Origin of the sequence: Chitinophaga sp. ARDCPP14 (assembly GCF_051362515.1) — a bacterium.
Taxonomy (GTDB): domain Bacteria; phylum Bacteroidota; class Bacteroidia; order Chitinophagales; family Chitinophagaceae; genus Chitinophaga.
This window is the reverse complement of the sequence record NZ_JBKIXB010000006.1, coordinates 363,359-386,473: the sequence shown is the minus strand read 5'-3', so window position 1 is coordinate 386,473 and position 23,115 is coordinate 363,359. Positions and strand designations below refer to the sequence as shown.

Sequence of the window (23,115 nt, the reverse complement as noted above, 5' to 3'; positions counted from 1 at the left end):
GGAATTTTCAAATATCTTGCAGGCATGCAGCCAACGATCACAGAAATAATTTTAAAACTTGAGGATATCCACGGAATGCTCGGCATAACACTTTTCGATAAAGCTTCACCAGCAGATATTGACTTATTTGAGCAGACAATGGGTATAAAACTTCCGCAGGACTTAAAAACTTTTTACCTGTTTTGTAATGGATTCGAACAAAACGAAGACATGTTTCGAATGATTCCTTTAGATGAAATCATAGATAACACGCTTGGGGAGGAAAGAAGCACATATTTTTCTGTGCAAAACGGCTTTCACGTGGCAGAGTATTGTATTTACTGTGACACCTGGGAATTAAACTTAGACAAGGAGGATGAAAACAAATATACTATCAGCCACCTATCAGATAACAATACATTAACGCTCACCGATTCCTTACCGGAATTTCTGAATAGATTTCTCAATGGTGGTCTGTTTAACGGACTATATCCATGGCAAAGCGAAATTGAGCAGAGAACTTCCGGACAATAGCAATCTTTCCTGTTACTTAATCTTCTCCTGGTACTCCCTTCTACTCTCTTCCAATGCCCTGTCGTACGCCTCCCTCTTTGCAAACAGCGCCGGGTTATAAAGAGCATTTTCCTCGCGTATCTCATGCAAATCAAACTGACTGGCATGGGCAGCTACCCATATGTCAAATTGAATTTTGGGCATGGTATCCAGGGTATATTTATAGTCAGCGGCGATCTGCGGGTAGGCAGTCACCTGTGAGAATTTCTTTTCCGTTACAATAGTAGGCATATTTGCCAGCAGTACTTTGTAAGTCTTACTGCTATCTTTCACCTCCATTAAAAAGCTGCAGGAGCCTTTCGTGTGGCCGGGGTGGTGGAGTACCAGCAATTTAGTATCTCCCAAACTAACTACATCCTTATCATGCAGCAGCCTGGAGATTTTGACCGGCCTGAAAGCACTGAACTCGCCGCCCAGGGCATAATCCGTTTTGCCACCGGACTTCACCACCGATTCATCCGCAGCATCTACCATGAATCTGGCGCCAGTCGCTTCCTGAACGGCGGCCATGGCGCCCAGGTGATCAAAATGAGCCTGGTTGGTGAGCAGAATTTTGATATCACTAAACCTGAAGCCGAGCGCCTCTATGTTCTTTTTAATAACAGCCGCGGAAGAAGCCAGGCCGGTATTAACCAGTATATGCCCTGAAGGCGTAGTGATCAGGTAGCTGGCAAGATCATAGGTACCTACATAATAAAGGTTACCCGCAATACGGAAAGGCTGGTACGCCCTGGCCCACTCTTCACTGTGATTAGTAGGTTCTACCACTTTCTGAGCCAGTACATAGTTGCTCATGCAGGAGCACAGGATAACAGGTATTAATTTTTGAAGGATACGTTGACGCATATATGAAGTCGGGGGTGAGCGATAAGTGATTATCCCGCAATATTAATGAATTAAACAATTGGTCCTCAACCCTACTTCAGATTTTGTTTAAACGACAAACTTTTTTCAAAGAATTGCAGCATTTTTCCTTCAATCCTGTCAGCAACATGATTGATATGGTCGCCATCATAAATTTCGAAGGAATGTGCAATGTTGTATTTGCTGAGTACCTCATCCAGTGTTCTGATACTTTCTGCGATGGATCTGTCTTTATCGCCTGCATCAAAACCAATGGACTTCAGTTTCCTGATGTTATAGATATATTGATCCAAATTATTTAACGGGCGGTTCGCGTCCCATTTATTCAATATTTCCGGTTGTATATTTCCATTTTTTATTGGAAGATCAAGATAGAATGGAGGATTTGCCGGGTTGGGTGACCAGGCCGCCGCGGATGCAAAAAGTGCTTTCGTGAAAAAATCTGCTTTTTGCAGTTGTTCAATCGTCTTGATGCTGTCTGCCCGGAGGAACTGCGTTTCCGCGGCCGTTGCCGGAGAGTTCAGGCAACAGGGACTCAGCAGGTATACCGTTGAAAATACATCAGGATTCTTTTCCCCGATCCGTAATGCTCCGTAGCCGCCCATGGAGTGGCCGCATAAACCCCTGCTCTCCTTCTGTGCAAGGGTACGGTAGTGGCTATCGATATAATTCACCAGTTCCCGGGCAACAAAGTCTTCCCAATTTCCGGTTGTAACTGAATTGGAATACATACTTCCCTGGAAAAGGGTATAAGCATCAGGAGTAACCACGATCATTTCCTGATCCGGCTTTTGGGAAAACGCAGTATCTAATATAGGAGGCAGTGTCATCCAGTGCTTCTGGAAGCCGTAAAATTTTGCATCATTATCCGTGTAGCCATGCAGGAAGTACACTACAGGATAGTGTTTTTTAGTACCGGACTTGTAGCCGGCGGGTAAATAAACAGAAACGTAGCGGTCTGCACTGTCGCCACTGAGATTGCCTTCCAGCAATGTGCTGTGCACTTTTATCCGCTCCACAGTACCTTTTGCGATTTTTGGTTGCTGTGCCAGGACTTTTACGGAGAGAGACAACAACAGGAAGACAAAAGCAATAGTGAAGCAGGTTACGTATTTTATCATATCGTTACAATTTTCGTTGGATTACCTATCTCATTCCTCAACATACCGCACCGCAAATTCCACCCAGTCTTCCACAGAACTGTCCATATAAATATCCGGCTGGATACCGATATTGTCTATCGGATAGTCTGGCAAACGCATGGCCCGGTAAGTAGGAATAAATACCTCGTAACCGGGGCATCCGAAATCTACCTGATATGCGTTGCCGTAATCCAATGCGCCAGAACTGGGCGTGCCCAATAACTTGACCTTTTTGCTCTGCTTTGCGATAAACAAAAAATATTCTGCCGAACTCCCTGTTCCCTTATCTGCAAGGATAACAATCTGCCGCGGGCTTTTCGCTGCCAGCTCAACCTTTTCTATATAGGCAGGTTTATCTGTACCGCTAAAGTTCACGAATTTACCCAGGTTTTCTTTTAATTTATCTATTTGTTTGTCTATTTGATCTGTCGGGGCATTCTTATCCAGGCTTTTTTTATAGGTTTGAAGGTTCCCGATATAAGTTTGGGTAGATAGAAATTCTGTCCCGGTGTTCCGTATTGATTTTCCGGAGATGTACGGGAGAAGTTGCTGATAAGCATCTGTTGTGCCTCCCGGATTGCCGCGAAGGTCGATGATCAGGTTTTCGCTGCCCTCCATCTGCATGCGGTGCTGCGAAATCAGCTCCTCAATTTTTTGGAGATGCCGGTATTCAAAACTTGGTAATTTAAGAATCGATGTTCTCGCAGATAATTTTTTGAAATAAAAGCCGGTCAGCTCCGTCAGTTTTTCTTCCAGCTGGGCCGCACTTACCGATGGTGAGGGTACTTCTCTGACCAACGCCATACTTATTGCATCCAGAAACAGGATGCTTTTCTTATGCATGTGGTAGTGCCCTGTTTTTTTGGACCGGTCAAGCATCAGGTATTCAAAAGAACCATCCGGAAACAACCTGAACTTTATATCTCCGGCTTTCCACTGCGTGGATGCTGCGGCGATAATAAACCCGGTGTATTCATTTCTACTCCCCTTTTTAATCCCAATCTTATACCCCTCTGTGGACCACACCCCCTCCAGCGTATCCCGCGTGAGCTTAATTTTTTCCCGGAAATCCGGAATGTCGATCACGAGGGATGCTGCTGAACCACTGCTGCCGGAGGAAAAGGGAGAACCATTTGAACCTACCCATAAATGGGGATCTTTAAAGAAATCGGTATACTTTTTTAGTATTTTTTCGCAGGCGCTGCTATCTGCATTTTTTGCCTCCCTGGTCAGATGCTGTTTTAATTCTTCGTAGGATGATCCGTCCTTAGTCTTTACCCCAAAACCCGGGTATTCGGCTTCCACTTTCTTCATCAGTTTTTCCAACGTCACTGCGCAGTTGCAGCCAGTTTGCTGCGCGTACATGGAAAGGGAAAACATATTGAACGCAAGGCAAAGCAATAATCTTTTCATGTTAATGTTTATTTATCGGGCTGCAAATATAGCCTTGCCGCCTTATTCAACGCCACCTGCGGGAGCTATTTCTTTATAAGCTCCACTCTCCTGTTTTTCGCTTTACCCTCCTCTGAACCATTGTCAGCAATTGGCTGCGCTGAACCAAATCCTTCAGAACTTAAGCGTGACTTGTCAATACCGGATGAACTTAACGCCTCCAGCACCGCCTTGGCCCTGTCTTTCGACAACTGCAGGTTATGTGCATCATTACCGGTGTTGTCTGTATAACCATTGATGGCCACTTTTAAACCGGGGGTTGCTTTTAATGCCTTTGTAATTTCCGCCACCGCATCATTCCCTTCGGGCTTCAGGGTGGATTTATCTGTATCGAAGTTGATATATAGAATTGCTTTCCCTTTTTCGTTCAGGTCTTTAGTTATTTCATCCGCTTTCAGCATGGTGATAGTTTGCTTAAACCCTTCCTGCTGCAATATATTCAGCTTGCCCTGGGCGGAGGTGCCGGACAGCTGGATATAAATATTGCTTCCATTGGTCCTGCGAATGATATAAGTTTTGATTTGGTCCTCCGTATAACCGATAGAACCGTCCTCCCCTAAGTAAGAAGCGCCCGGGCTGTAGCGGTCATATTCTTCTTTCGAAATTGATCCGTCAAATATCTTCACGCCGCCGGCAGCTTTGATGGCTTCATCATAACTCTTTTCAAAAAAAGGAAGGGACCACTCACCTTGTTTTATTTCGCTAACATTACTTTTCCATATGCGACCTTCCAGCGGTACCATTTTACCGTCTATGGCGAAGAAGAGACGGTCAAACTTACGCTCAACAGGTTTGTTCATGGTCTCTAAACCTTCCGGCAAAGTAAAAAAGGGGAAAGCACCTAATTCTTTTTCTGATACCGGTATGGCATCAACGTTAAAGGTGGCGGGTGCGGTGGCCGATTTATTCTCCGTCGTTGCAATAACATCGGTCTTTGGGATAGAATCAGCGGTGCCTGCCTGTTGCTTGCCCTTATTATTGCAAGCGCACACAAAAGCCAAATAAGAAATGCCGAAGAACAATACACGAATTCTCATAATAGTATTTTTATTAAAAAAGATTTGTTACCAGCCGGTATATCATCAGCCAGCGTGGGTTTAAACCAAATTTAAATATCAGGAGAAAAATCCGGATTGCCTATTACTTCTTTGCCGGTAATCAAAAAATACCTGGAAATCAGGAGAAAAACGGCTTCGCAGTAACAGCAAAGGTATTACCGGCAGAGGTTGCATAGGCATTGATATGCGTACGATGTAATGAAAGTGCAATCCTCTGTTTAAAATTTTTTTGGTAATATCGCACACTGCAACGTTAACAATGAACGTTTATCGCTGGCAAGAAGCAAGGAAATTTATGGTGCAAAGTGTGAAAGTGAGTCTTTTTATTTTATGGTTGTTCTGTAGCTTCCCGGGGGCCGCGCAAACCCTGAAGGATACAGCTAAAAAAGAACAAAAGACCGTTTATCTTTTTAGTGGTATAGGTGCCGATTCAAGTATATTCATGAATCTGAAACTTCCGGGATACCATAAAGTTTACATCAACTGGATCCCCGCGTTACCCAAAGAATCGATAACGCAGTACGCAGGCAGGATAAAGAGCCAGATCACGGTTGAAAATCCGTATATCATCGGGCTTTCTTTTGGAGGCATTGTAGCGGTGGAAGTATCCAAACAAATATCAGTGAAAAAAATGGTACTCATCTCTTCTGTCGAGACAAAAGATGAGTTGAATAAAATACAGTTCTTTTTCATGAAGCTGGGTTTATACCGGCTTATTCCAGGTGTATTAATCAGGCGGACCAATTTTCTTACCTATCGTTATTTTGGCGCCCGGTCCCCAAATGATAAAAAGGAACTGACAAAATTATTGCAGGATACAAATGTGTTGTTTTTTCGCTGGGCACTGAGAGGCATTGCTTATTGGAATAATAAAGAAACACCTGAAAGAACCATTCAAATACATGGCACAGCCGACAGGGTAATCGCCAGCAGGTTTGTGCATCCCGACTATCGTATCAAAGGCGGCGGACATCTCATGGTTTTTAATCAGGCGGATACAATCAGCAAAATCATCCTGCATTATTTTCGTTAGCAGCGCCTGTGATCACTTTTTGGCAAGCCTTACCCGGAACGTTCTCATAGAGGTGCGTATTCCGTCCGCCTCGATTTGACCACTCACAATTAAGTGTTCCAGCCTTGAGCTGACAAACCCATCTCCAAGGCTATTGCGGGGATCACTAAACCCCATCGTTTGCCCTATTACCCGGACGGCGGGCTTCCAGCGTTTATCACAATGTGACAATAGCAGGTTATCATGTGCGGAAAGTTCCCGGAACTGCAACACGCCATTTTCATCGCATTCCCTCAACAATTCAGGACGGGATGCGATATCCTCAAATTCACGGGCCAGTTTGCTGCATTAAAGTTCAGGCTGCGCAGAAATGCCATTCGCTTTTTTCCATCATCCAGCGGACCGGTGCCGGGAATGTCATTGAAAGCGAATACTTCTCCGGTCAGCATTTTCTTTTGGATCGCCCATTTGAGCATGCCGCCCCCGCTCAGGGACGAGACGATGTGTACATCCGCCATATAGATTTTTTTAACAGGAAGTGATCTGGTAAAAATAAGCGTATATCCGGCAAACTTTCCGTCATTCGTCAACTTTTTTCCTGCATTACAAAAACCAGTGGGCGGCAGCCTTTTGGAGTTCGTTATAATCCGGTTCGTTGTCCGAAGCCCAGGCGACAATACCATCGGGGCGTATCAGTATGGCGTTTACGCCTAACTGGTCTTTTGCTTTGCCTGCAACATACCTGATCCGGTTGCCGTATGCTTCTGTCCAGGCTCTAAGTGTAGCATTCGTGTCAAAATCAAGCAATATCCCCTCGCCATCGTGCATCAGGTCCCCTATGCCTGTACCATCTCCGAATTCAAAGTTGGGAACACTGTAGCCTGTCAGCGGATGCGCTTCACCGAGATTATAGCGGGTAAAAATGCCCCATACCCTTCCCGCAATATAGGTGGCGCCATCGCGTGTATTTATCAGGTCACGGAAAATTGCATACAGTGCGCGGGCATGAGGATCCGGCCGCATAATGGCCACCTGGGCGCGTGACCAGTCCAGCACCTGTGCACCAATGGGGTGCCGTTCCGTATAGTAGCTGTCCAGCAAGCCTTCCGGCGCTTTATCCTGGATGGTAGCGGCGAGCTTCCATCCAAGGTTCATGGCATCTCCCAGCCCGAGATTTAGTCCCTGGCCTCCCAATGGCGAGTGAATGTGCGCGGCATCGCCGGCCAAAAGTACCCGTCCGTTGCGGTAGGCAGTGGCTTGCCGCGCCCTGTCAGTCCAGGTGGTGGCGAAATGCAGCGCGCTGATGGTAACATCGGTATCAGAGATGCGGCGCAACACCTCCTGAATGTGCTCCAGCGTAATTGGGTTCCCTGCATCATGAAATGCCCCGTTATCAAAATCCTGGATCATCAGGTAGCCGGGCTGTGATTGGAGGTACATGCCTTTTGCAGTCATGTTACGGCCAGGATTGAGTTGCTGGGGATCGGCAATATCCACTTTGGCAGAGTAGCCGGTAAATTCCGGCTCCGTACCTGCGAATTCAAAACCGCCCGCCTTGCGGACAACACTGCGGCTTCCATCACAGCCCACCAGCCATTTGCATTGAAACGACCGGTCACCTGCCAGCACCGTTACGTCATCGTTGGTTTGATGAAAGCCAGTAACGCCTAGCCCCCGCCTGATGGTTACCCCCAGGGATACCGCGCGGCGGATCAGCACTGTTTCAAGTTCGTACATTTCAGAAATTAAACTGGTCTCCGTTGAACCTGGCAGGCGATATTTCCATTGGGACCTGTCAATATCACCATCGTGGAATGGAATGCCGGCGAAGTGTCCGGCCTGACGGCGCGGCCCCTGTACCGCGTTTGAATGAGGACTTTTAAGCCGTTTATGTATTTCAAATTCTTTCAGTAACCCACGACGGTAAAGCGCTTCAATAGTAGGCGCCGATAGCCCGCGTATCCCGAAAGGAAGTTGCTTCAATAAAGAATCCGGAGTCTCCGCCTTTTCCAGTACCAGGACGGAACATTTGGCCAGGGCCAGTTCACAGGCGAGGAACAGGCCCACAGGCCCTGCGCCGGAAATGATTACATCGTAAATAGTATGATTTTGTGCGGGTTCCTGGCTTACAAGTGTAGCGTTCATATAGCATAATTGAAGCACAAAATTCCGGAATGCCTGCTCGTCAGGCTTGTATAAACGCGACAAAATCGCCGGCAACAGCCAGCTTTCTTTTCTTTGTTCTCCGCGCAAATGCCGCAGGCGTAGTGCCGCTGTAGCGCTTGAACTCCCTGCTTAGATGAGCCTGATCTGTATAGCCAACCTCATGAGCCAGACCGGCAAGGTTGGTATCCGGGTAAAGCCATAACTGGTTTCGTACCTGCTCGAAGCGCATCACACCAGACACGTCTTTCACAGTATGACCAGAAGATTGCTTGAACTTTCGTTCCAATGTACGAACCGTAGCATGAGCCGCCGCCGCTATCCCGCTTACCGGTATAGCACCATTTGCCTCTCTCATAGCTACTCCCGCTTTGAATAGCATACTGTCTGCAGCAACCTGCGACCCTGCATCCAGGAAATACTGTTTTACATGAGCCAACGCTTCATCCATTTTCTTTCCCTCCATACATTTACTCAATGTGGATTGAAGGCGCGCGATCGGATGCTCAAAGATGTTCGCGCCTTTCTTATCGGACGGCAGTCCGAGCAAATCGAATACGGTCCAGGGAAAGCACCTGATACCGATGACTTCCAGGCAGTTTTTCGCGTTTAAAATAACAGGCTGGTTAAGCAACCCCATTATAGATGGCGATGGCAATGGTTGCAAACCTCCATGGTGGAAAATGTGACAGTCGCCTCCGAAATGAAAAACAATTTCAGCGTAACCATCCGGTAGTATCTCGAAATCCGATGGCAATTCCCCGAAGTCTACCCTGGTATACCAGAAGCACTTTATAGCGTGTTGCAGCTCTTCAGGAGGATCAAATTCCTGGTGCTGCATTTTGAAAGATAGCATATCCGGGGTGTTTGTTTAACAGTCAATTTGCCTGGGTTTTTACGCGGTAAAAATACAACAAAATAAAGAGGATAGGATTTCCCTTGCTTAATCAATTATTACAACCAGGTACTTACGGTTTTCGCTGCCTGTTTAATTTCTTTTTCAGCAGATGCCCTTTCCACATCCAAAGACCGCTTAATGCAACTACCGGCAGAAACACCCATCGTACCGCGTTTGCGGCGGGTGGGTTGGCGGCTACCGGTCCATAAATATATCCCAGGATGGGAATGCTGAGTATAATATGTAACCAGCGGATTATTTTTCGTTCTGTGGCTGCTTTCATAAAAAATGCTTGTTACACAAAAGTAGCCCGCCATCCTGTAGCCACTTATGGGGAGTCGACATGCCGGGGAAATATGGCGATAAAACGGGTGATACTCATTATTATATCCTGCTCTGCGAAGCAAAAGCAGGCGAACTTACTAAAAAGCCTCATAGAGCCATAGCTCTATGAGGCTTTTTACCACCTGATTTAAGCCCTGCCTGCTGAACGGTAGCCTCATACTGGCAGGTCCTCTTTTGTTAAACCTTCTTTTGCTTGCTATTGCTGTCTTTTTCAGATGGCGGCTGGTCTTCCAGCAACGTCGCTTTTTTCTCGATGGCTTTCTTTATCTCCGGGTCATCCGATGTAACACCGGAATTGAAGTTACCTCCCAGTGAGGTTTTATCTCCGGTATCTTTTCCCGGAACTCCCTTTGAAGTGTTTTTGTTTTCCGTGTTCTTGCTTTCCATAAAAAAGATTTTTATTTACTAATACCTCATTAATGCTGCAACAGGGCTTTCAGCCGGCATCTCGTCTTTTTCGAGCAGGAATACCTGGCCGCCATTGGCGATGGTTTTAATTACCGCCATATTGAGCAGGTCTTCATTGTTGCCAGTCATGCTGTCATCAACATGCAGTTCATTTTTCATTTCATCAAATGCTCCCCATGCCTGCGTGTTATTCGCCACAAATAGTGTATCTATCTGCCCATAATAAGCAGCAGGAACTATATCTGCAATGATAGAAGAAGTGCGGCCTGTAGCGGATTGATTGGCGTACCGGTCCTTTACTTTCTGCAGTTCCTGGTTAAAGTATGGTTGCAATACAGTGCGTGCCTGTTTGTACAAAGCAGGGGTATCATCGTATTCATGATTACCGGTGAGCGCTTCAGGATACACATATGTATATCGCGAAACAGAACGGTATACTGTAATCAGCTCCTCTGCGCCTGCCATCAAAAGCGGTATATGCTGATCATGTAATACTTCCCTGAAAAGAATGTCGTCTATTGCTTTCAGGTACGCTGTGATATTTGTATCGCTGGCGCCGCCAATACCCTGATAATTGGTATCACCATTGGTAGTATCCGGTTCCACGGGAAGGTTGGTGGCCGTGCTGTCCGGGAGCCCGGTTACAGGTACCGTATTCATGCCCGTTGCATCTGCTTTGAAAAGCCGGGCGGTATGCTTACTGATAACGAGTGCATAAAAATCTTCTGTTGCCGGCATCACCTGTACCAGGGGAGATAACTGGAAAGAAGTATTTACCACTAGTTGTTCTGGCGGTGATACAGACATTTTAACATACCCTGAAAAACCGGGGGCGAAGAACATGGCCAATCCGGCAGATTGGCTTCGCCAGAAGTCATCATCATACATCAGTGTATACCCGGGGCCGAGCAGCTTGTCAGTTTCGGGCTGTTTCAGACCTTTCTCCTGTAATATTTTCTGTGCATCCTGCAACTTATTTTTAAAAAGAACCGCATCTGATAAATCATTCACTGCAGCGCCATATTCATGTGTGGGAATATAAACTGATACACAATATTCTCCGGAGATAGCGGCCAGATGATTGAAGGCTTCCTTCGTGAATACACCAGGCAGCTCTTCCGGAGGACTGGCTTCCACCTGTGCCGCAGGGAAACGGTTACGTACGTTATCTTCCTGTTCCTTTTCATGGTCAGGCTTACCGCTTGTCCGGGTACCATATCCCCTGGATGTATTTGCTTTTGAAGTATTCCTGTTCGGATGTAATACATGTACATTATCTGACAGCTCATCCGGGCCGTCAGTGTATTTATCTGTTATTTCCTCGTATTCATCCATTCTTTCGGGAGGCGTAGCCTGTGCTCCAAGTCCCTCTTCTTTGTTTGCGCCGGAGGGTTTTCCCTTGCCGGGATGGAAAGTTCCGTTTCTATCTTTTCCCATAAAATTATTTTTTACAAAGTTCAACAATGACTGCTCACATGCTATTTTTCATCCACAGCAACTGTACCAATAATCTCTGTCGCCGGCCGCTGCAATAACGCCGGTTATACCGGTACGCTGCGTAAAGGAACGGCATACCAGTCATACTCCTGCATTTCCATGAAGCCGGCAAAGGGAAGATGAAAAAGAGATGTGGAGAATTTACCGCGTATTGATTTCTTTTGAGGAAGGAATTTTACGTCAGATGCTTTCCTGGATCCACCACTGATGCGACCGGTCTGGTGCAAACACTACTTCTTAATCTCCTGCAAAAACTGGGTGGGCGTTTTCCCGAATTCCTTCTTAAATGCCTTCGTAAAATACGACTGCGTTTGAATACCCACGCGGTACATTACGTCCGAGAGCGGTACATCCTCGTGTGTCATAATATAAACGGCCCTTCTCAAGCGGGTAGTCCGTATAAATTCCACAATATTCTGACTCGTAATGTGCTTTATTTTCTCATAAAGTTTTGTCCTGCTCATGCCTATTTCAGCGCATAGAACGTCTACATCAAACTCGGGATTGATCATCTGGGATTCAATAATACCAAGCAGCTTATCCATAAACTCCTTGTCCTGGGTAGAATGCACCAGTTCTTTTGCTTCTATATGATAATCCTGTATATAGCGTTCTTTCAGCTTCTGCTTCTGAACAAAAATATTACGGACAGTAAGTAGTAACAGGTCGATACTAACCGGCTTTGAAAAATAAAAATCCGCCCCGGAGCCAACGCCTTCTATTCTAGATTCGATCGCATCTTTGGCAGTAAGCATGATAAACGGAATATGGCTGGTTTCAACATCTTCCTTTATCAATTTACAAAATTCAATCCCGTTCAGACGGGGCATCATTACATCACTTATAATCAATGAAGGAAATATCTCCTTTGCCAGCTCAAGGCCTGAAGCGCCGTCAATAGCTTCAGATACCTTATAAAATGGGTGCAGTGAATCTTTCAGGAACTTCCTTAATTCATTATTATCTTCTACCAATAAAATATGTTCGTCTTGCAAGGCTGGTACAGGTAAGTGCTCGGGACGGTCGTCCAGCAATAACTGTGGTTCGAATTTTTGCTGAACGCTTTCCAGGGCAATTACGCCTTCCGGCACATTCCCCTCTGTCTTCTCCCCGCTGGAATAATTTTCTGCTGCTGATGGCAACGCTATGATAATTTCTGTTCCCTGGTTCCGTTCACTATATACATACACATCTCCTTTATGGAGAGTGGTTAAACTTTTTACAAAAGCCAATCCAACACCCGATCCGAGATGTGATTGCGTGATGCGGTAATATCTTTCAAAAAGATGTTTGATAGATTCTTTTGAGATACCAATGCCGTTATCCTTTACCCTTATATAGAAGTAATCTTTTGCCCGGAACTCATTTTTGAGGATCAGCTCATTGCTGAAGGAAGGTTGAAATCCGCTGAGGGAGGTAAATATATCGATCGTTATCTTCCCCCGTTCTTCTGTATACTTAAAGGAGTTGTTCAGCAGGTTTAAAATAATCTTTTCCAATATTTGTTTATCAAACCAGGGAGTTAAATGCGTATCTGTAGTTGGAAAAGTAAATTCAATCTGCTTCTGCAGCGCCAGGTCTTCAAATTCTTCTGCCACGGTTTGTACAAATCCACTCAGGTTATGCGGAGAAACTTTTAATTTCAGCACGCCCGCTTCCACTTTTCTAAAGTCCATCAGTTCATTTATCAGGCCTATCATACGAAGCGCATTTCTATGTATGGAACGATAGTAATGGGAAAATTCGGGATGGGAATGGCTTTGTCTTAATTTCTCTACAGGCCCCAGGATCAATGATAAAGGTGTACGCAGCTCATGGGAGATGTTGGTGAAAAGCTGCAGCTGCACCTGGTGCATTTCTTCCTTCTTTTTCTCTTCTAATTTATTGAGTTCAAACTTTCGCCGCTGTTTCAGGGCAAAATAAACGAGGTACATCATCAGGCATCCCAACAGGAGTAAAAACCACCATGTTTTCCAGAATGGAGGAGTGATAATAATCGTTATCGCGGTACCTGCTTCGTTCCACTTGCCATCATTGTTGGAGGCTTTCACCCTGAAAGTATACTCACCCGGATCCAAATTGGTATAAGATGCTTTCCTTTCAGTGCCTACCAGGTTCCAGTCGTTATCCAGTCCTTCGAGCTTGTAGGCGTACTGGTTATTCTGTGCGGCGGTATAATTTAACGCAGCAAAACTGAAGGAAAAATCCGCCTGCTTATAAGAAAGGGTAATCTCCCGGGTGGCGGTGATGTCATTTAGCAACGGAGTGCCTTTCTGCCCGGCGGCCACCTTTCTGTTGGATATATGGAAACCGGTAATGTATACTTTGGGAACGAATGTATTTACTTTGATACTATCAGGATAGAATGAATTAAATCCATTAATACCCCCGAAATACATTCTGTTGTCACTGGCTTTCAGGTAAGCATTCGCCTCAAATTCGCCGCCCTGCAGGTTATCTCCTATATTATATCTTTTATGTTGACCCGTTTCCGGGTTAAACTTCAACAGTCCGTTAGATGTGGAAATCCAGAAATTACCTTTATTATCTTCCGTTATTCCTTTGATAAACTCCCGCGAAAGACCAGCCTTACCGGTAAAAATTTTAAAGGTGTCATTCTTCTCATCAAAAAGATATAACCCCGCCTGCCCTATCCATAACCGTCCTTTGCTGTCATTGAATATCACCCGAAGGTCGGGCACCTTTTCCTCACTTTTAAAATAACAGGTAAATTTCCGGTTTTTAATATGATAGCAGTTCAATCCGCCATCGTCTGTACCAATCCAGATATTATGGTGAATGTCTTCATCGATGGATACAATATTATTGCCGGATAAGCTATTTTTTCCTCCGGGAGCTGTTGTTATCCTGCGGAATTTCCCGGTGGCCCGGTCAAATAAATTCAATCCGCCGTAATAAGTGGCGACCCATAAATTGCCATTGCTGTCCTCAAATGTTTTTTGCACATAGTTAGAACTGATGGATTGCCTGTTGTCCGGATCATTTACATACCTCCTGAAGGTGCCGCTTTTCCGGTCCATCAGGTTTAAGCCGCCGCCCCAGGTGCCCACCCATAAATTCCCTTTGCTATCTTCCGTAATATGTAAGACGGCATCAGAACCTATGCTTGCCGGCATATACGGATTATACCGGTAACGGGTAAACGTATTTGTCCGGGGGTTAAACCGGTTTAAGCCACCGCCATCGGTACCTATCCATATATAACCTTCTTTGTCTTCATAAAATGCTTTTACATCATTATAACTTAAAGAAGAAGCGTTGTTTTCCTGCCGGTATAATTTGAACTTATCCGTACCGGGGGTGTACAGGTTAACACCGCCCCGATGGGTACCCACCCATAAATTGCCCTGGTTGTCTTCAAAAAGCGCAGAAACGGTTCGTTGCGACAAGCTGTTCGGATTATCGGGTTCATTCTGGTAATGATAAAAAGAGCCATTGGCCGGGTTGAACAGATCCAGTCCCCCATTAATGCTGCCTACCCATAGATTCCCGGTGGGAGTGCTCAGTATTATTTTTATCTGGTCGTTCGACAAACTCAGGCTGTTTGTTTCACTGTGCCGGTATCCCTTAAAGGTTTTCCGAGAGGGATCAAAAAGATAAAGTCCCTTGTCCTGTGTACCCAGCCAAAGATTTCCGGCAGTATCTTCCTGGATAACCTTCACAGTATTTTCGCCTGCGTTGCCGTCCCTGCTTCCGGATGGATAGAAAATTTCAAATGTTTTGTTCTCCGGATTGAACCGGTTCAACCCATTATCAGTACCAATCCATATATTATCTTTTTTATCCCGGTAAAGATAATTGACCCGGTTATCGCTGATGCTACCCGGCTGGCCGGAATGTAAAATATGACTGAAGGTATTTGAAGCCCGGTTATACAGGTTAAGCCCTTCGGTAGTGGCTACCAGGATCACGCCGTCGCGTTGTTCCAATACACAGTTCACCATATTGTTACTGAGGCCGCCGGCCTCCTGGGCACGATGAGTAAATCTCCTGAAGGTATTTTTAACCGGATCAAAAAGATTTAACCCATTATTCGTAGCCACCCACAGTTTGTGGTCACTGTCTTCACATATATAACGGATATAGCTGTCGCTGATGCTGCTGGCATCACTACGGTCGTTCCGGTATACCACCATTTCATACCCGTCGTACCGGTTTAATCCGTCGCGCGTACCAAACCATATAAATCCCCGGCTATCCTGGAATATTGTTTCAATGGTGCTGTTTGAAAGTCCTTCCTCCTGGGTAATATGTTTGAAGGAGAGTCTTGGTTGTTGTGCAAAAGAAAACAGCGGAACCAATGAAAGTGTCATGGCAGCCACGTGGAATAATAAAAAATGGGAGATATATTTTTTTAGAGACACCAGGCGCTTTTTAAAAAATCCTTAAACGAATCATCAACCAATTTAGATAAAATCGGGAAATATAGCTGCCTCCCCCTCCTGAATACCTGCTGATATTAACAAAAGACAGATTGAAACAAATGTTAGATGATTTGAACAAGCCTCCGGAAGCGAATTGCAATAAATTGCTTCCCAGCTAATTATGTACGACTTGAAGCTTAGAGTCACTTTATAAATTCCCAGCATATGAATAAACTACGACAAACGCATCGTTCCGCGTGGAGGGTTAGTTATGTAAGACTATTTTGCCAGACCGCGGCGCCCTTAGCCTTCGCCATCGTTTCATCTATGCCTGCGATGGCTGCTTACAGCGGTAACAACATCCGGGTCACCTACCGGATAAAAGCCGACATCCCGGTAAAGGGAAAGATCACAGACAAAGCCAACGGAGATGCCCTGCCCGGCGTTTCAGTAAAAGTGAAGGGAAGCAGCGTTGGGGCGGTAACAGATGCCAACGGGAACTTTTCTTTAAATGCACCGGAAAACGGAACGCTGGTTATCAGCTATATTGGTTATACCACTATGGAAGTGCCGGTAAATAACAGGAATACCCTTCGTATTGCCCTGGAAAACCCCGCCACGGCATTAGGCGAAGTAGTAGTGGTAGGTTACGGAACCACCAGCAAAAAGGATATTACAGGATCAGTGGTATCTATAAAAACTAAAGACCTGCCACAGGTGGCCAACACTTCTATTAATAACCTGTTGCAGGGGCAAGCAGCCGGCCTTAATTTAAGTGTGCGGAGCGCCCAGCCGGGCGGCGGCCTTTCTGTGAACATCCGGGGCGCCATTTCTCCGAGAGGTAGCAACGCCCCGTTGTATGTAATCGACGGAGTGCCTATATTAAATAACGCCTCGCCCGTTCCTTCCATCGCCGATGGCGATCTTGGTTTTTACGGCGGAGTGGACCAGGACCCGTTAAGCAGCATCAACCCTTCAGATATTGAATCCGTAGACGTATTGAAAGACGCCAGCGCTACGGCCATTTATGGTTCTGCTGCTGCCAATGGCGTTATACTTATTACCACCAAAAAGGCAAAAGCCGGACAGGCGATAACGGAATACCGGGGCAGCTACACGATACAGTCGCCCAAACCCTACCTCGATTTTTTAGACGCGGGTAACTTTATGCAACAACAGGTCCGTTTGGCCCGGGATAAGTATTTATATGATAACAACCTGGCCCCTTATGGCAACACAGACCCCTCCTCCGTTCCGGCGTTCAATCCCATGTTTTCGGATGCAGACATCAGCAAAGCCGGCGCAGGCACAGACTGGCTGGACCTGTTAATGAGACAGGGCAGTATTAATGAACATAATATTTCCGTGTCCGGCGGTACCGAAAAAACGAAGGTATACGCCTCTTTTAACCTGTATGATAATAAAGCGCTGCTGGAAAACTCCCGCTACAAGCGGTACACCGGGAGGGTAAACCTCGAACAGCAAATCAGCAGCCGGGTAAAATTCAACCTGAATTTAACGCTAAGCCAGGTTAACAGCGACAATGCAGCAACAGGATCTAATGCAGGAGGCCCCGAAAAATACAACCAACTGCAAGCCGCCTACACTTTTGCGCCTAATATTGGTATTTATGATGAATCGGGAAATTATACCAAAAGCTACGACCGCCTCATTACCAATCCCGCTGCATTTTCCATTATCCGGAACCAGACCAGCCTCAAACGGCTGTTGGCTGCCCCAACCCTGGAAATAAAGATCCTGGATAATTTAAAACTGACTGCAGTAGCAGGTATCGATAAACAAAGCTCCGATCTGAAATTTTACCTGCCACGAAAAGCTCAGAACGCGCAATTGCCAGAAGGAATGGCGCAACTGGCCACTAATAATATTGGTAACTATACCGCAGAATCTTATTTAACTTTCAACAAGTCATTTAAGAAAAGCGATCTCGCGGTAGTGGCAGGAGCCGGATACTACAAAAGTATGTCAGATAACTTTGGTCTCCAGGCAGTAGGTTTTTTCACAGATGCTTTTAGTTTTAATAATGTAGGCGTTGCCAGCAATAAAGAAAAGAGTTTCCAGAACTCTTTCAGGGCGCCCGACCGCATCAAAGTTTCCCAGTTCTTCCGGGTAAATTACAGTTACGACAATAAGTATATTCTTACTTTAACAGGGCGTAACGACGGATCCAGCTACTTTGCCGACAATCATAAATTCGGTTTCTTCCCCGGACTTTCAGCCGCATGGCGCATCAGTGAAGAGCCTTTCCTCAAAAACTCGGGCGTTATTTCCAACCTCAAGCTTCGCGCGGGATATGGTACCTCCGGTAATGAAAGCATCCTTGGCACCAATGCCTTATCACTGTATGGAACGGGCTCCCCATTTTTAATAGGCTCCACTTATTACACAGGTATTGCCATTACACAGATTGCCAATCCCGATCTCACCTGGGAAACAGACAAAACAATCAATCTCGGTCTTGATTTTGGATTTTTCAACGACCGGCTTACAGGAGCGCTCGACGTGTTCCGGAAGGAAGCAAAGGATCTGCTGGATTACAACCCGCTGCCATCCAACAATGCCGTAAGCCAGGTGGCGGCAAATGTAGGCTCCACCCGCAGCGACGGCATCGAGCTATCGTTGAACTCCCGTAATACTACCGGTGCATTTAAATGGAATACTTCTTTTAATATCTCCCAATATAAAAATTACTGGATAGAAAGAAATCCTGTTATTGCGCTTTCTCCTTTCATCGGCGCCAAAGATCCGATCCGCGAAATATACGGCTGGAAAACGGATGGTATTATCAAAAGCGCCGCTGATGCTCCTGTCCATATGCCCAATGCACGGCCAGGAAATATCAGGTATACAGATATAAACAACGATGGTAACCTGGATATCAATGACGTGGTGAAACTCGGCAACAGGGATCCGAAATTTTCTATCGGACTGGGTAACACTTTTTCCTATAAAAATTTTGACCTGAATGTATTTGTTTACGGCAACTTCGGAGGATATCTTTTCAACAGCTATTCGGGGTTTTATGATCCCGCACAAATAAACGGCAGCAACGCACACAATACACTTACCGGTATCAAAGGAGTTTGGTCTGCCGACAATACCAACGGGGTTTATCCCGGTTATGCCAGTAATCCCTACAGTGGCAATAATCCCACCACCACAAATGATTTCTACCTGCAGAAGGTGAATTTCCTTCGGTTAAGGAATATCACATTAGGTTACAAGCTGCCTGATAACCTTACCCGGTCCACCCGGTTTATACGGAATGCCCGGTTGTTCTTCGACATGCAGAATATTGCGGTACTCACCAACTACAAGGGATATGATCCCGAGGTTACAGAAGTGAATCCTTATCCGCAAGCATTATCTGCCACTTTTGGCGTAAACCTGACCTTTTAATATCCACATCATGAAAATATTCATTTCAAACTGCTGCAAACTTTCGCTGCATCAACTGGCACTGATAGGCCTGATCATACTTTTACCGCTCTCCGGGTGTAAAAAAATGCTGGAATCAGACATCTATTCCCAGCTGGCGCCGGAAAATTTCTTTCAAACAGAAGGAGATGCGAATGTTGCGCTCATTACGCTTTACAATCCCTTCACCTCCAACTGGGGCAACGCTGATCCCGGCGCCGGCAGCTGGTATGGTGCGCTGTATAACGCTGATATCAAATCTTACTTCATCCGCAGCCTGATGACAACAGATGAATTACAAACCGATTGGGATGCCAATTTAACCAACTTTACCTTCGGACCCTCCACCTGGGTGGATGCCAACGATCCCACCTATCCCAAGATCAGGTACGTAGCCAAAGCTACCGACGTAATTAATAATATAGAAAAATCAACGCTTGACGCAGGCATTAAAAGAAAATATATCGCAGAAGCAAAAGTGCTGAGAGCCTGGCTGATGTATGTGCTATATGATTTTTACGGCCCTGTAAATGCCAAAACTGATCCGGCAACACTGGCAGATAATACCATCACACCCAGGCCGGACGCCGCAACTTATTCCGCTCAGATTGAAGCGGATCTGACTGCCGCCCTGCCCGACCTGGCCGACAAATACAACAGTGATGCCACCAACTGGGGAAGGGTTTCCAAAGGCGTTGCACGCATGCTGCTGCTGAAATTATATATGCACAATAAAGAATGGAACAAGGCGGAAGCAACCGCCAAAGAAATAATGACCATGAATTATTCGCTGGAAGATAATTATGCAGATATATTCAAAAAGAAAGCAGGCAAGGAACTCATTTATGCTGTGCCTACCAATGATGCCTCTCCTAACTACTGGATCCAGGAAGTACTTCCCGGCGACTTTAAACAGGCAGGAAGCATCCAGAGAGCCCCGGGCTGGGGAGGATATTATATGCCCTGGAGCTTTTACAATAAATATGAAACCAACGACACCAGGAAAACAACGATCATAGACCACTATACTAAAAGCGATGGTACGGAAGCCAACAAAAGTAATGGATTAAGAGGAGCCATTCCGCTGAAATACACCAGCATCCAGGGCGACGGACCTGGTTATGCCATTGATGTGGTAGTGTTCAGATATGCAGAAGTACTGCTGGCCATAGCCGAAGCCATCAATGAACAAAGAGGACCAGGCGAAGCATACCAATATGTAAACCAGGTGCGGGCCAGGGCAGGCGTTCCCAATTTTACAGGCTTAACACAGGCAGGTATGCGTACCGCCCTGCTGGATGAACGTGGCAGGGAACTCTATGGCGAAGGCGTGAGACGCCAGGACCTGGTACGAAACGGCTCCCTGATAACCAACGCCCTGGCAAGAGGAAAAACAAACGCCAGGCCATACCAGGTGTTATTTCCCATCCCATCTGCCGTGATCATCGAAGCAAAGGGAATCATTAAACAAAACGACGGGTATCCGCAATAACCATCTAACCCATGACTACATTTATGCAAAACCGGTTCATCTTTCTTTTCATCTTACTAATTATTATTAACAGTTTACAAGCACAAAACACACACCCTGCGAATAAAATTAATTTCAACGGAAAATGGGAGTTTGTGAAGAATGTGGATAGTATGGAAATAGCTGCATCCCTTTCCGGTAATACTGGTCATAAAATTTTATGGGAGAAAGTTTCACTGCCCCATACACCACGGATTGAACCTGTGGAGAAGAAAGAGGAGCAATGGCAGGGCACCTGTTATTACCGGAAAAACTTCCGGGTGGCTGCTGCCGTCAGGGGAAAACACATCGCATTGCAATTTGATGCAGCCATGCACGAAGCAGATATTTATCTGAATGGAACGCATGTATATCGCCATGCAGGAGGATATCTTCCTATCTATATTGATATTTCTGATAACGTCAGGTTTGATGGAGAGAATATCGTAGTCGTTAAATTAAATAATCAAAACAATCCCGCTATTCCACCGGGAAAATCAATTAAAGACCTTGATTTTAATTACTATGGCGGCATTTACCGCAATGCCTGGCTGATCATCAAAGATAAACTGCACATTGCCGATGCGGTGGAAGCGAACAGGGAATCCGGCGGCGGCGTGATGTTGCATTATGAAAACGTTAGCAACAGCCGTGCAACATTAATGATAAAAACAGAATTGCGAAACGATTACCGCCGGCCACAAAATGCACAGGTGAATTTAATTTTAACAGATGAAAAAGGAGTGGAAGTTGGTCGCGTTTTATCTGGTGTAAAAAATGTAATCAGTAAAGGATATGTTTCTTTTAACGGGCAGGTGGCTATCAAAAATCCCGCGCTATGGTCACCAGAACATCCTTCGCTATACCAGCTTACTGTGCAGGTATTGCAGCAGGGCAAAGTTGTGGACGAAGAGCAAATCAGTACCGGTGTTAAAACCTTCCGGTTTGAAGCAGGTAGTTTTACCTTGAACGGGCAGCCATTTTTCCTTCGTGGCACTAACCGCCACCAGGAGTATCCTTATATCGGCTATGCACTTCCGGATAATGCGCAATTCCGCGATGCCTATAAAATCAGGGCAGCCGGATTTAATTTTGTGCGTTGCTCCCACTACCCTCCTTCCCCCGCTTTTTTAGATGCCTGTGACAGATTAGGAATACTGGTGATGAACTCAATTCCCGGCTGGCAATTTTTTGGTAATGAGGAATTTCAGCAAAACAGCTATCAGAATATCAGGGATCTCATTCACCGCGACAGAAACCATGCCTCCATCATTCTATGGGAAGCGTCCCTGAATGAAACCAATATGAGTATGGAGTACATGCAGCAGTCCCACGATATTGTACATAAGGAACTGCCTTTCACAGACGTGTATACCTGCGGATGGATGGACGACGTGTACGATGTGTTTATTCCTGCAAGGCAACATGCCAGGGCGCCGGACTACTGGAAAAAATACACCCGGAAGCCAATACTGATTGCTGAGTATGGCGATTGGGAATACTATGCACAAAATGCGGGGTTTAATCAAAAAGAATATAAAGATCTGAAAGAAGGAGAAAGAACTTCCCGGCAACTGCGGGAAGCTGGTGAAAAGGCATTGCTGCAACAGGCGCTCAATTTCCAGGAAGCCCATAACGACAATCTTACCGGAACAGCCGTAGGCGATGCTAACTGGCTTTTGTTCGACTACAAACGCGGATACGCGCCGGACATAGAATCGTCCGGGATCTCCGATATCTTCCGTTTACCGAAATTCTCTTATTATTTTTATCAAAGCCAGTACCGGACACCGGAAAACACGAACAGCGATTTTGGCAAGCCGATGATCTTTATTGCCAGCTATTGGAATAATCCCTCCGTAACAACAGTCAGGGTTTTCAGTAACTGCGATGAAGCGGCTCTTTTGCTGAACGGGAAGCTGATAGCGCGTCAAAAGCCCGATCAGAACTCCTTCTCGGGAAAATTGCCCCATCCGCCGTTCACCTTCCCGGTAAACAAATTTGAACCCGGAACATTAACAGCGATCGGATACAACAACGGAAAAGAAGTGATCAGCACTACACAAAGAACGCCGGCAAAAGCCAGCAGCATCAGTATGAATGTTGATACGACCGGGAAGCCGCTTCAATCCGGCCAATCGGATATCGTTTTCCTTTACGCGCGTATTACGGATGAAAATGGCGTACTGGTGCCCGATGCAAAAAATGTCATTCAATTCACGGTTACTGGTAATGCAGTATTAATTGGCAGCAACCCGGTAAAGGCGGAAGCAGGCATTGCCACTATCCTGCTGAAAGCAGGAGATCTTACCGGAAAAGTTGTTGTTACTGCCTCTTCGGAAAATCTGAAAGAAGGAACGATAAAAGTGACCATCAAATAACACTTAAATT

Annotated in this window: 18 protein-coding genes; 5 read left to right on the top strand and 13 right to left on the bottom strand. The window is 45.7% G+C overall.

All coding sequences use genetic code 11. The features are described from left to right. Nucleotides 1–24: 24 nt before the first annotated feature. A complete protein-coding gene (locus ACLHR0_RS18970; protein WP_436488688.1) occupies nucleotides 25–513 on the top strand; it encodes an SMI1/KNR4 family protein in 489 nt (162 codons plus the stop codon). A 12-nt stretch (nucleotides 514–525) separates the two neighbouring features. On the opposite strand, the gene bla is transcribed toward ACLHR0_RS18970, so the two are convergent. The 4 genes from bla to ACLHR0_RS18950 all read right to left on the bottom strand — a co-directional run bounded on the left by bla (nucleotide 526) and on the right by ACLHR0_RS18950 (nucleotide 5,047). Beyond that, a complete protein-coding gene (gene bla / locus ACLHR0_RS18965) occupies nucleotides 526–1,398 on the bottom strand; it encodes a subclass B3 metallo-beta-lactamase (RefSeq protein WP_436488686.1) in 873 nt (290 codons plus the stop codon). Between the two features lie 71 nt (nucleotides 1,399–1,469). Then, complete coding sequence (locus ACLHR0_RS18960) at nucleotides 1,470–2,537, bottom strand: alpha/beta hydrolase (protein ID WP_436488684.1); 1,068 nt, start codon at nucleotides 2,535–2,537, stop codon at nucleotides 1,470–1,472. A 30-nt stretch (nucleotides 2,538–2,567) separates the two neighbouring features. Next, the gene (locus tag ACLHR0_RS18955; RefSeq protein ID WP_436488683.1) at nucleotides 2,568–3,971 is read right to left on the bottom strand and encodes a S41 family peptidase; all 1,404 of its coding nucleotides are present in this window, start codon (nucleotides 3,969–3,971) and stop codon (nucleotides 2,568–2,570) included. A 65-nt stretch (nucleotides 3,972–4,036) separates the two neighbouring features. Then, the gene (locus ACLHR0_RS18950) at nucleotides 4,037–5,047 is read right to left on the bottom strand and encodes an OmpA family protein (RefSeq protein WP_436488681.1); all 1,011 of its coding nucleotides are present in this window, start codon (nucleotides 5,045–5,047) and stop codon (nucleotides 4,037–4,039) included. Between the two features lie 463 nt (nucleotides 5,048–5,510). Here ACLHR0_RS18950 and ACLHR0_RS18945 point away from each other — a divergent pair, with 463 nt between their 5' ends. Continuing rightward, nucleotides 5,511–6,101, top strand: a complete 591-nt coding sequence (locus ACLHR0_RS18945) for an alpha/beta hydrolase (RefSeq protein ID WP_370911784.1) — start codon at nucleotides 5,511–5,513, stop codon at nucleotides 6,099–6,101. A gap of 12 nt (nucleotides 6,102–6,113) precedes the next feature. Here the strand turns inward: ACLHR0_RS18945 and ACLHR0_RS18940 are convergent, their stop codons facing one another. The 9 genes from ACLHR0_RS18940 to ACLHR0_RS18900 form a co-directional block, all read right to left on the bottom strand. Further along, nucleotides 6,114–6,377: a DUF3658 domain-containing protein gene (locus tag ACLHR0_RS18940; RefSeq protein WP_436488857.1), complete on the bottom strand. Its 264-nt coding sequence runs from the start codon at nucleotides 6,375–6,377 to the stop codon at nucleotides 6,114–6,116. Beyond that, entirely contained in the window at nucleotides 6,374–6,598 is a 225-nt protein-coding gene (locus tag ACLHR0_RS18935) for a hypothetical protein (protein ID WP_436488679.1), read from the bottom strand. Before ACLHR0_RS18935 ends, ACLHR0_RS18940 begins: the two co-directional genes overlap by 4 nt. An 85-nt stretch (nucleotides 6,599–6,683) precedes the next feature. Next, nucleotides 6,684–8,225, bottom strand: a complete 1,542-nt coding sequence (locus tag ACLHR0_RS18930) for an FAD-dependent monooxygenase (RefSeq protein ID WP_436488677.1) — start codon at nucleotides 8,223–8,225, stop codon at nucleotides 6,684–6,686. Nucleotides 8,226–8,265: 40 nt separating this feature from the next. Continuing rightward, on the bottom strand, nucleotides 8,266–9,099 hold the full coding sequence (locus tag ACLHR0_RS18925) for an AraC family transcriptional regulator (RefSeq protein WP_436488675.1): 834 nt from the start codon (nucleotides 9,097–9,099) through the stop codon (nucleotides 8,266–8,268). Nucleotides 9,100–9,211: 112 nt separating this feature from the next. Further along, on the bottom strand, nucleotides 9,212–9,424 hold the full coding sequence (locus ACLHR0_RS18920; protein WP_429046450.1) for a hypothetical protein: 213 nt from the start codon (nucleotides 9,422–9,424) through the stop codon (nucleotides 9,212–9,214). Between the two features lie 239 nt (nucleotides 9,425–9,663). After that, nucleotides 9,664–9,873 (bottom strand): hypothetical protein, encoded by a 210-nt coding sequence (locus ACLHR0_RS18915; protein WP_429046449.1) that lies wholly within the window; start codon nucleotides 9,871–9,873, stop codon nucleotides 9,664–9,666. Between the two features lie 18 nt (nucleotides 9,874–9,891). Beyond that, nucleotides 9,892–11,331: a hypothetical protein gene (locus tag ACLHR0_RS18910; RefSeq protein WP_436488673.1), complete on the bottom strand. Its 1,440-nt coding sequence runs from the start codon at nucleotides 11,329–11,331 to the stop codon at nucleotides 9,892–9,894. 104 nt (nucleotides 11,332–11,435) lie between these two features. Next, nucleotides 11,436–11,618 carry a hypothetical protein gene (locus tag ACLHR0_RS18905; protein ID WP_436488671.1) on the bottom strand — a complete coding sequence of 61 codons (183 nt, stop codon included), beginning with the start codon at nucleotides 11,616–11,618 and terminating at the stop codon, nucleotides 11,436–11,438. A 3-nt stretch (nucleotides 11,619–11,621) separates the two neighbouring features. Further along, complete coding sequence (locus ACLHR0_RS18900; protein ID WP_436488669.1) at nucleotides 11,622–15,776, bottom strand: two-component regulator propeller domain-containing protein; 4,155 nt, start codon at nucleotides 15,774–15,776, stop codon at nucleotides 11,622–11,624. 225 nt (nucleotides 15,777–16,001) lie between these two features. Here ACLHR0_RS18900 and ACLHR0_RS18895 point away from each other — a divergent pair, with 225 nt between their 5' ends. The 3 genes from ACLHR0_RS18895 to ACLHR0_RS18885 are packed head-to-tail and all read left to right on the top strand — an operon-like array spanning nucleotide 16,002 to nucleotide 23,105. Further along, nucleotides 16,002–19,196 carry a SusC/RagA family TonB-linked outer membrane protein gene (locus tag ACLHR0_RS18895; RefSeq protein ID WP_436488667.1) on the top strand — a complete coding sequence of 1,065 codons (3,195 nt, stop codon included), beginning with the start codon at nucleotides 16,002–16,004 and terminating at the stop codon, nucleotides 19,194–19,196. Nucleotides 19,197–19,206: 10 nt separating this feature from the next. Then, complete coding sequence (locus ACLHR0_RS18890; RefSeq protein WP_436488665.1) at nucleotides 19,207–20,706, top strand: RagB/SusD family nutrient uptake outer membrane protein; 1,500 nt, start codon at nucleotides 19,207–19,209, stop codon at nucleotides 20,704–20,706. 11 nt (nucleotides 20,707–20,717) lie between these two features. Continuing rightward, complete coding sequence (locus ACLHR0_RS18885; RefSeq protein ID WP_436488663.1) at nucleotides 20,718–23,105, top strand: glycoside hydrolase family 2 protein; 2,388 nt, start codon at nucleotides 20,718–20,720, stop codon at nucleotides 23,103–23,105. The last annotated feature ends 10 nt before the right edge of the window (nucleotides 23,106–23,115 follow it).

Bases quoted from the DNA above. Each gene is read 5' to 3' on its own strand.
- ACLHR0_RS18970 (WP_436488688.1), top strand. From the start codon at position 25: ATGCAGCCAACGATCACAGAAATAATTTTAAAACTTGAGGATATCCAC.
- bla (WP_436488686.1), bottom strand. From the start codon at position 1,398: ATGCGTCAACGTATCCTTCAAAAATTAATACCTGTTATCCTGTGCTCC.
- ACLHR0_RS18960 (WP_436488684.1), bottom strand. From the start codon at position 2,537: ATGATAAAATACGTAACCTGCTTCACTATTGCTTTTGTCTTCCTGTTG.
- ACLHR0_RS18955 (WP_436488683.1), bottom strand. From the start codon at position 3,971: ATGAAAAGATTATTGCTTTGCCTTGCGTTCAATATGTTTTCCCTTTCC.
- ACLHR0_RS18950 (WP_436488681.1), bottom strand. From the start codon at position 5,047: ATGAGAATTCGTGTATTGTTCTTCGGCATTTCTTATTTGGCTTTTGTG.
- ACLHR0_RS18945 (WP_370911784.1), top strand. From the start codon at position 5,511: ATGAATCTGAAACTTCCGGGATACCATAAAGTTTACATCAACTGGATC.
- ACLHR0_RS18935 (WP_436488679.1), bottom strand. From the start codon at position 6,598: ATGGCGGATGTACACATCGTCTCGTCCCTGAGCGGGGGCGGCATGCTC.
- ACLHR0_RS18930 (WP_436488677.1), bottom strand. From the start codon at position 8,225: ATGAACGCTACACTTGTAAGCCAGGAACCCGCACAAAATCATACTATT.
- ACLHR0_RS18925 (WP_436488675.1), bottom strand. From the start codon at position 9,099: ATGCTATCTTTCAAAATGCAGCACCAGGAATTTGATCCTCCTGAAGAG.
- ACLHR0_RS18920 (WP_429046450.1), bottom strand. From the start codon at position 9,424: ATGAAAGCAGCCACAGAACGAAAAATAATCCGCTGGTTACATATTATA.
- ACLHR0_RS18915 (WP_429046449.1), bottom strand. From the start codon at position 9,873: ATGGAAAGCAAGAACACGGAAAACAAAAACACTTCAAAGGGAGTTCCG.
- ACLHR0_RS18910 (WP_436488673.1), bottom strand. From the start codon at position 11,331: ATGGGAAAAGATAGAAACGGAACTTTCCATCCCGGCAAGGGAAAACCC.
- ACLHR0_RS18895 (WP_436488667.1), top strand. From the start codon at position 16,002: ATGAATAAACTACGACAAACGCATCGTTCCGCGTGGAGGGTTAGTTAT.
- ACLHR0_RS18890 (WP_436488665.1), top strand. From the start codon at position 19,207: ATGAAAATATTCATTTCAAACTGCTGCAAACTTTCGCTGCATCAACTG.
- ACLHR0_RS18885 (WP_436488663.1), top strand. From the start codon at position 20,718: ATGACTACATTTATGCAAAACCGGTTCATCTTTCTTTTCATCTTACTA.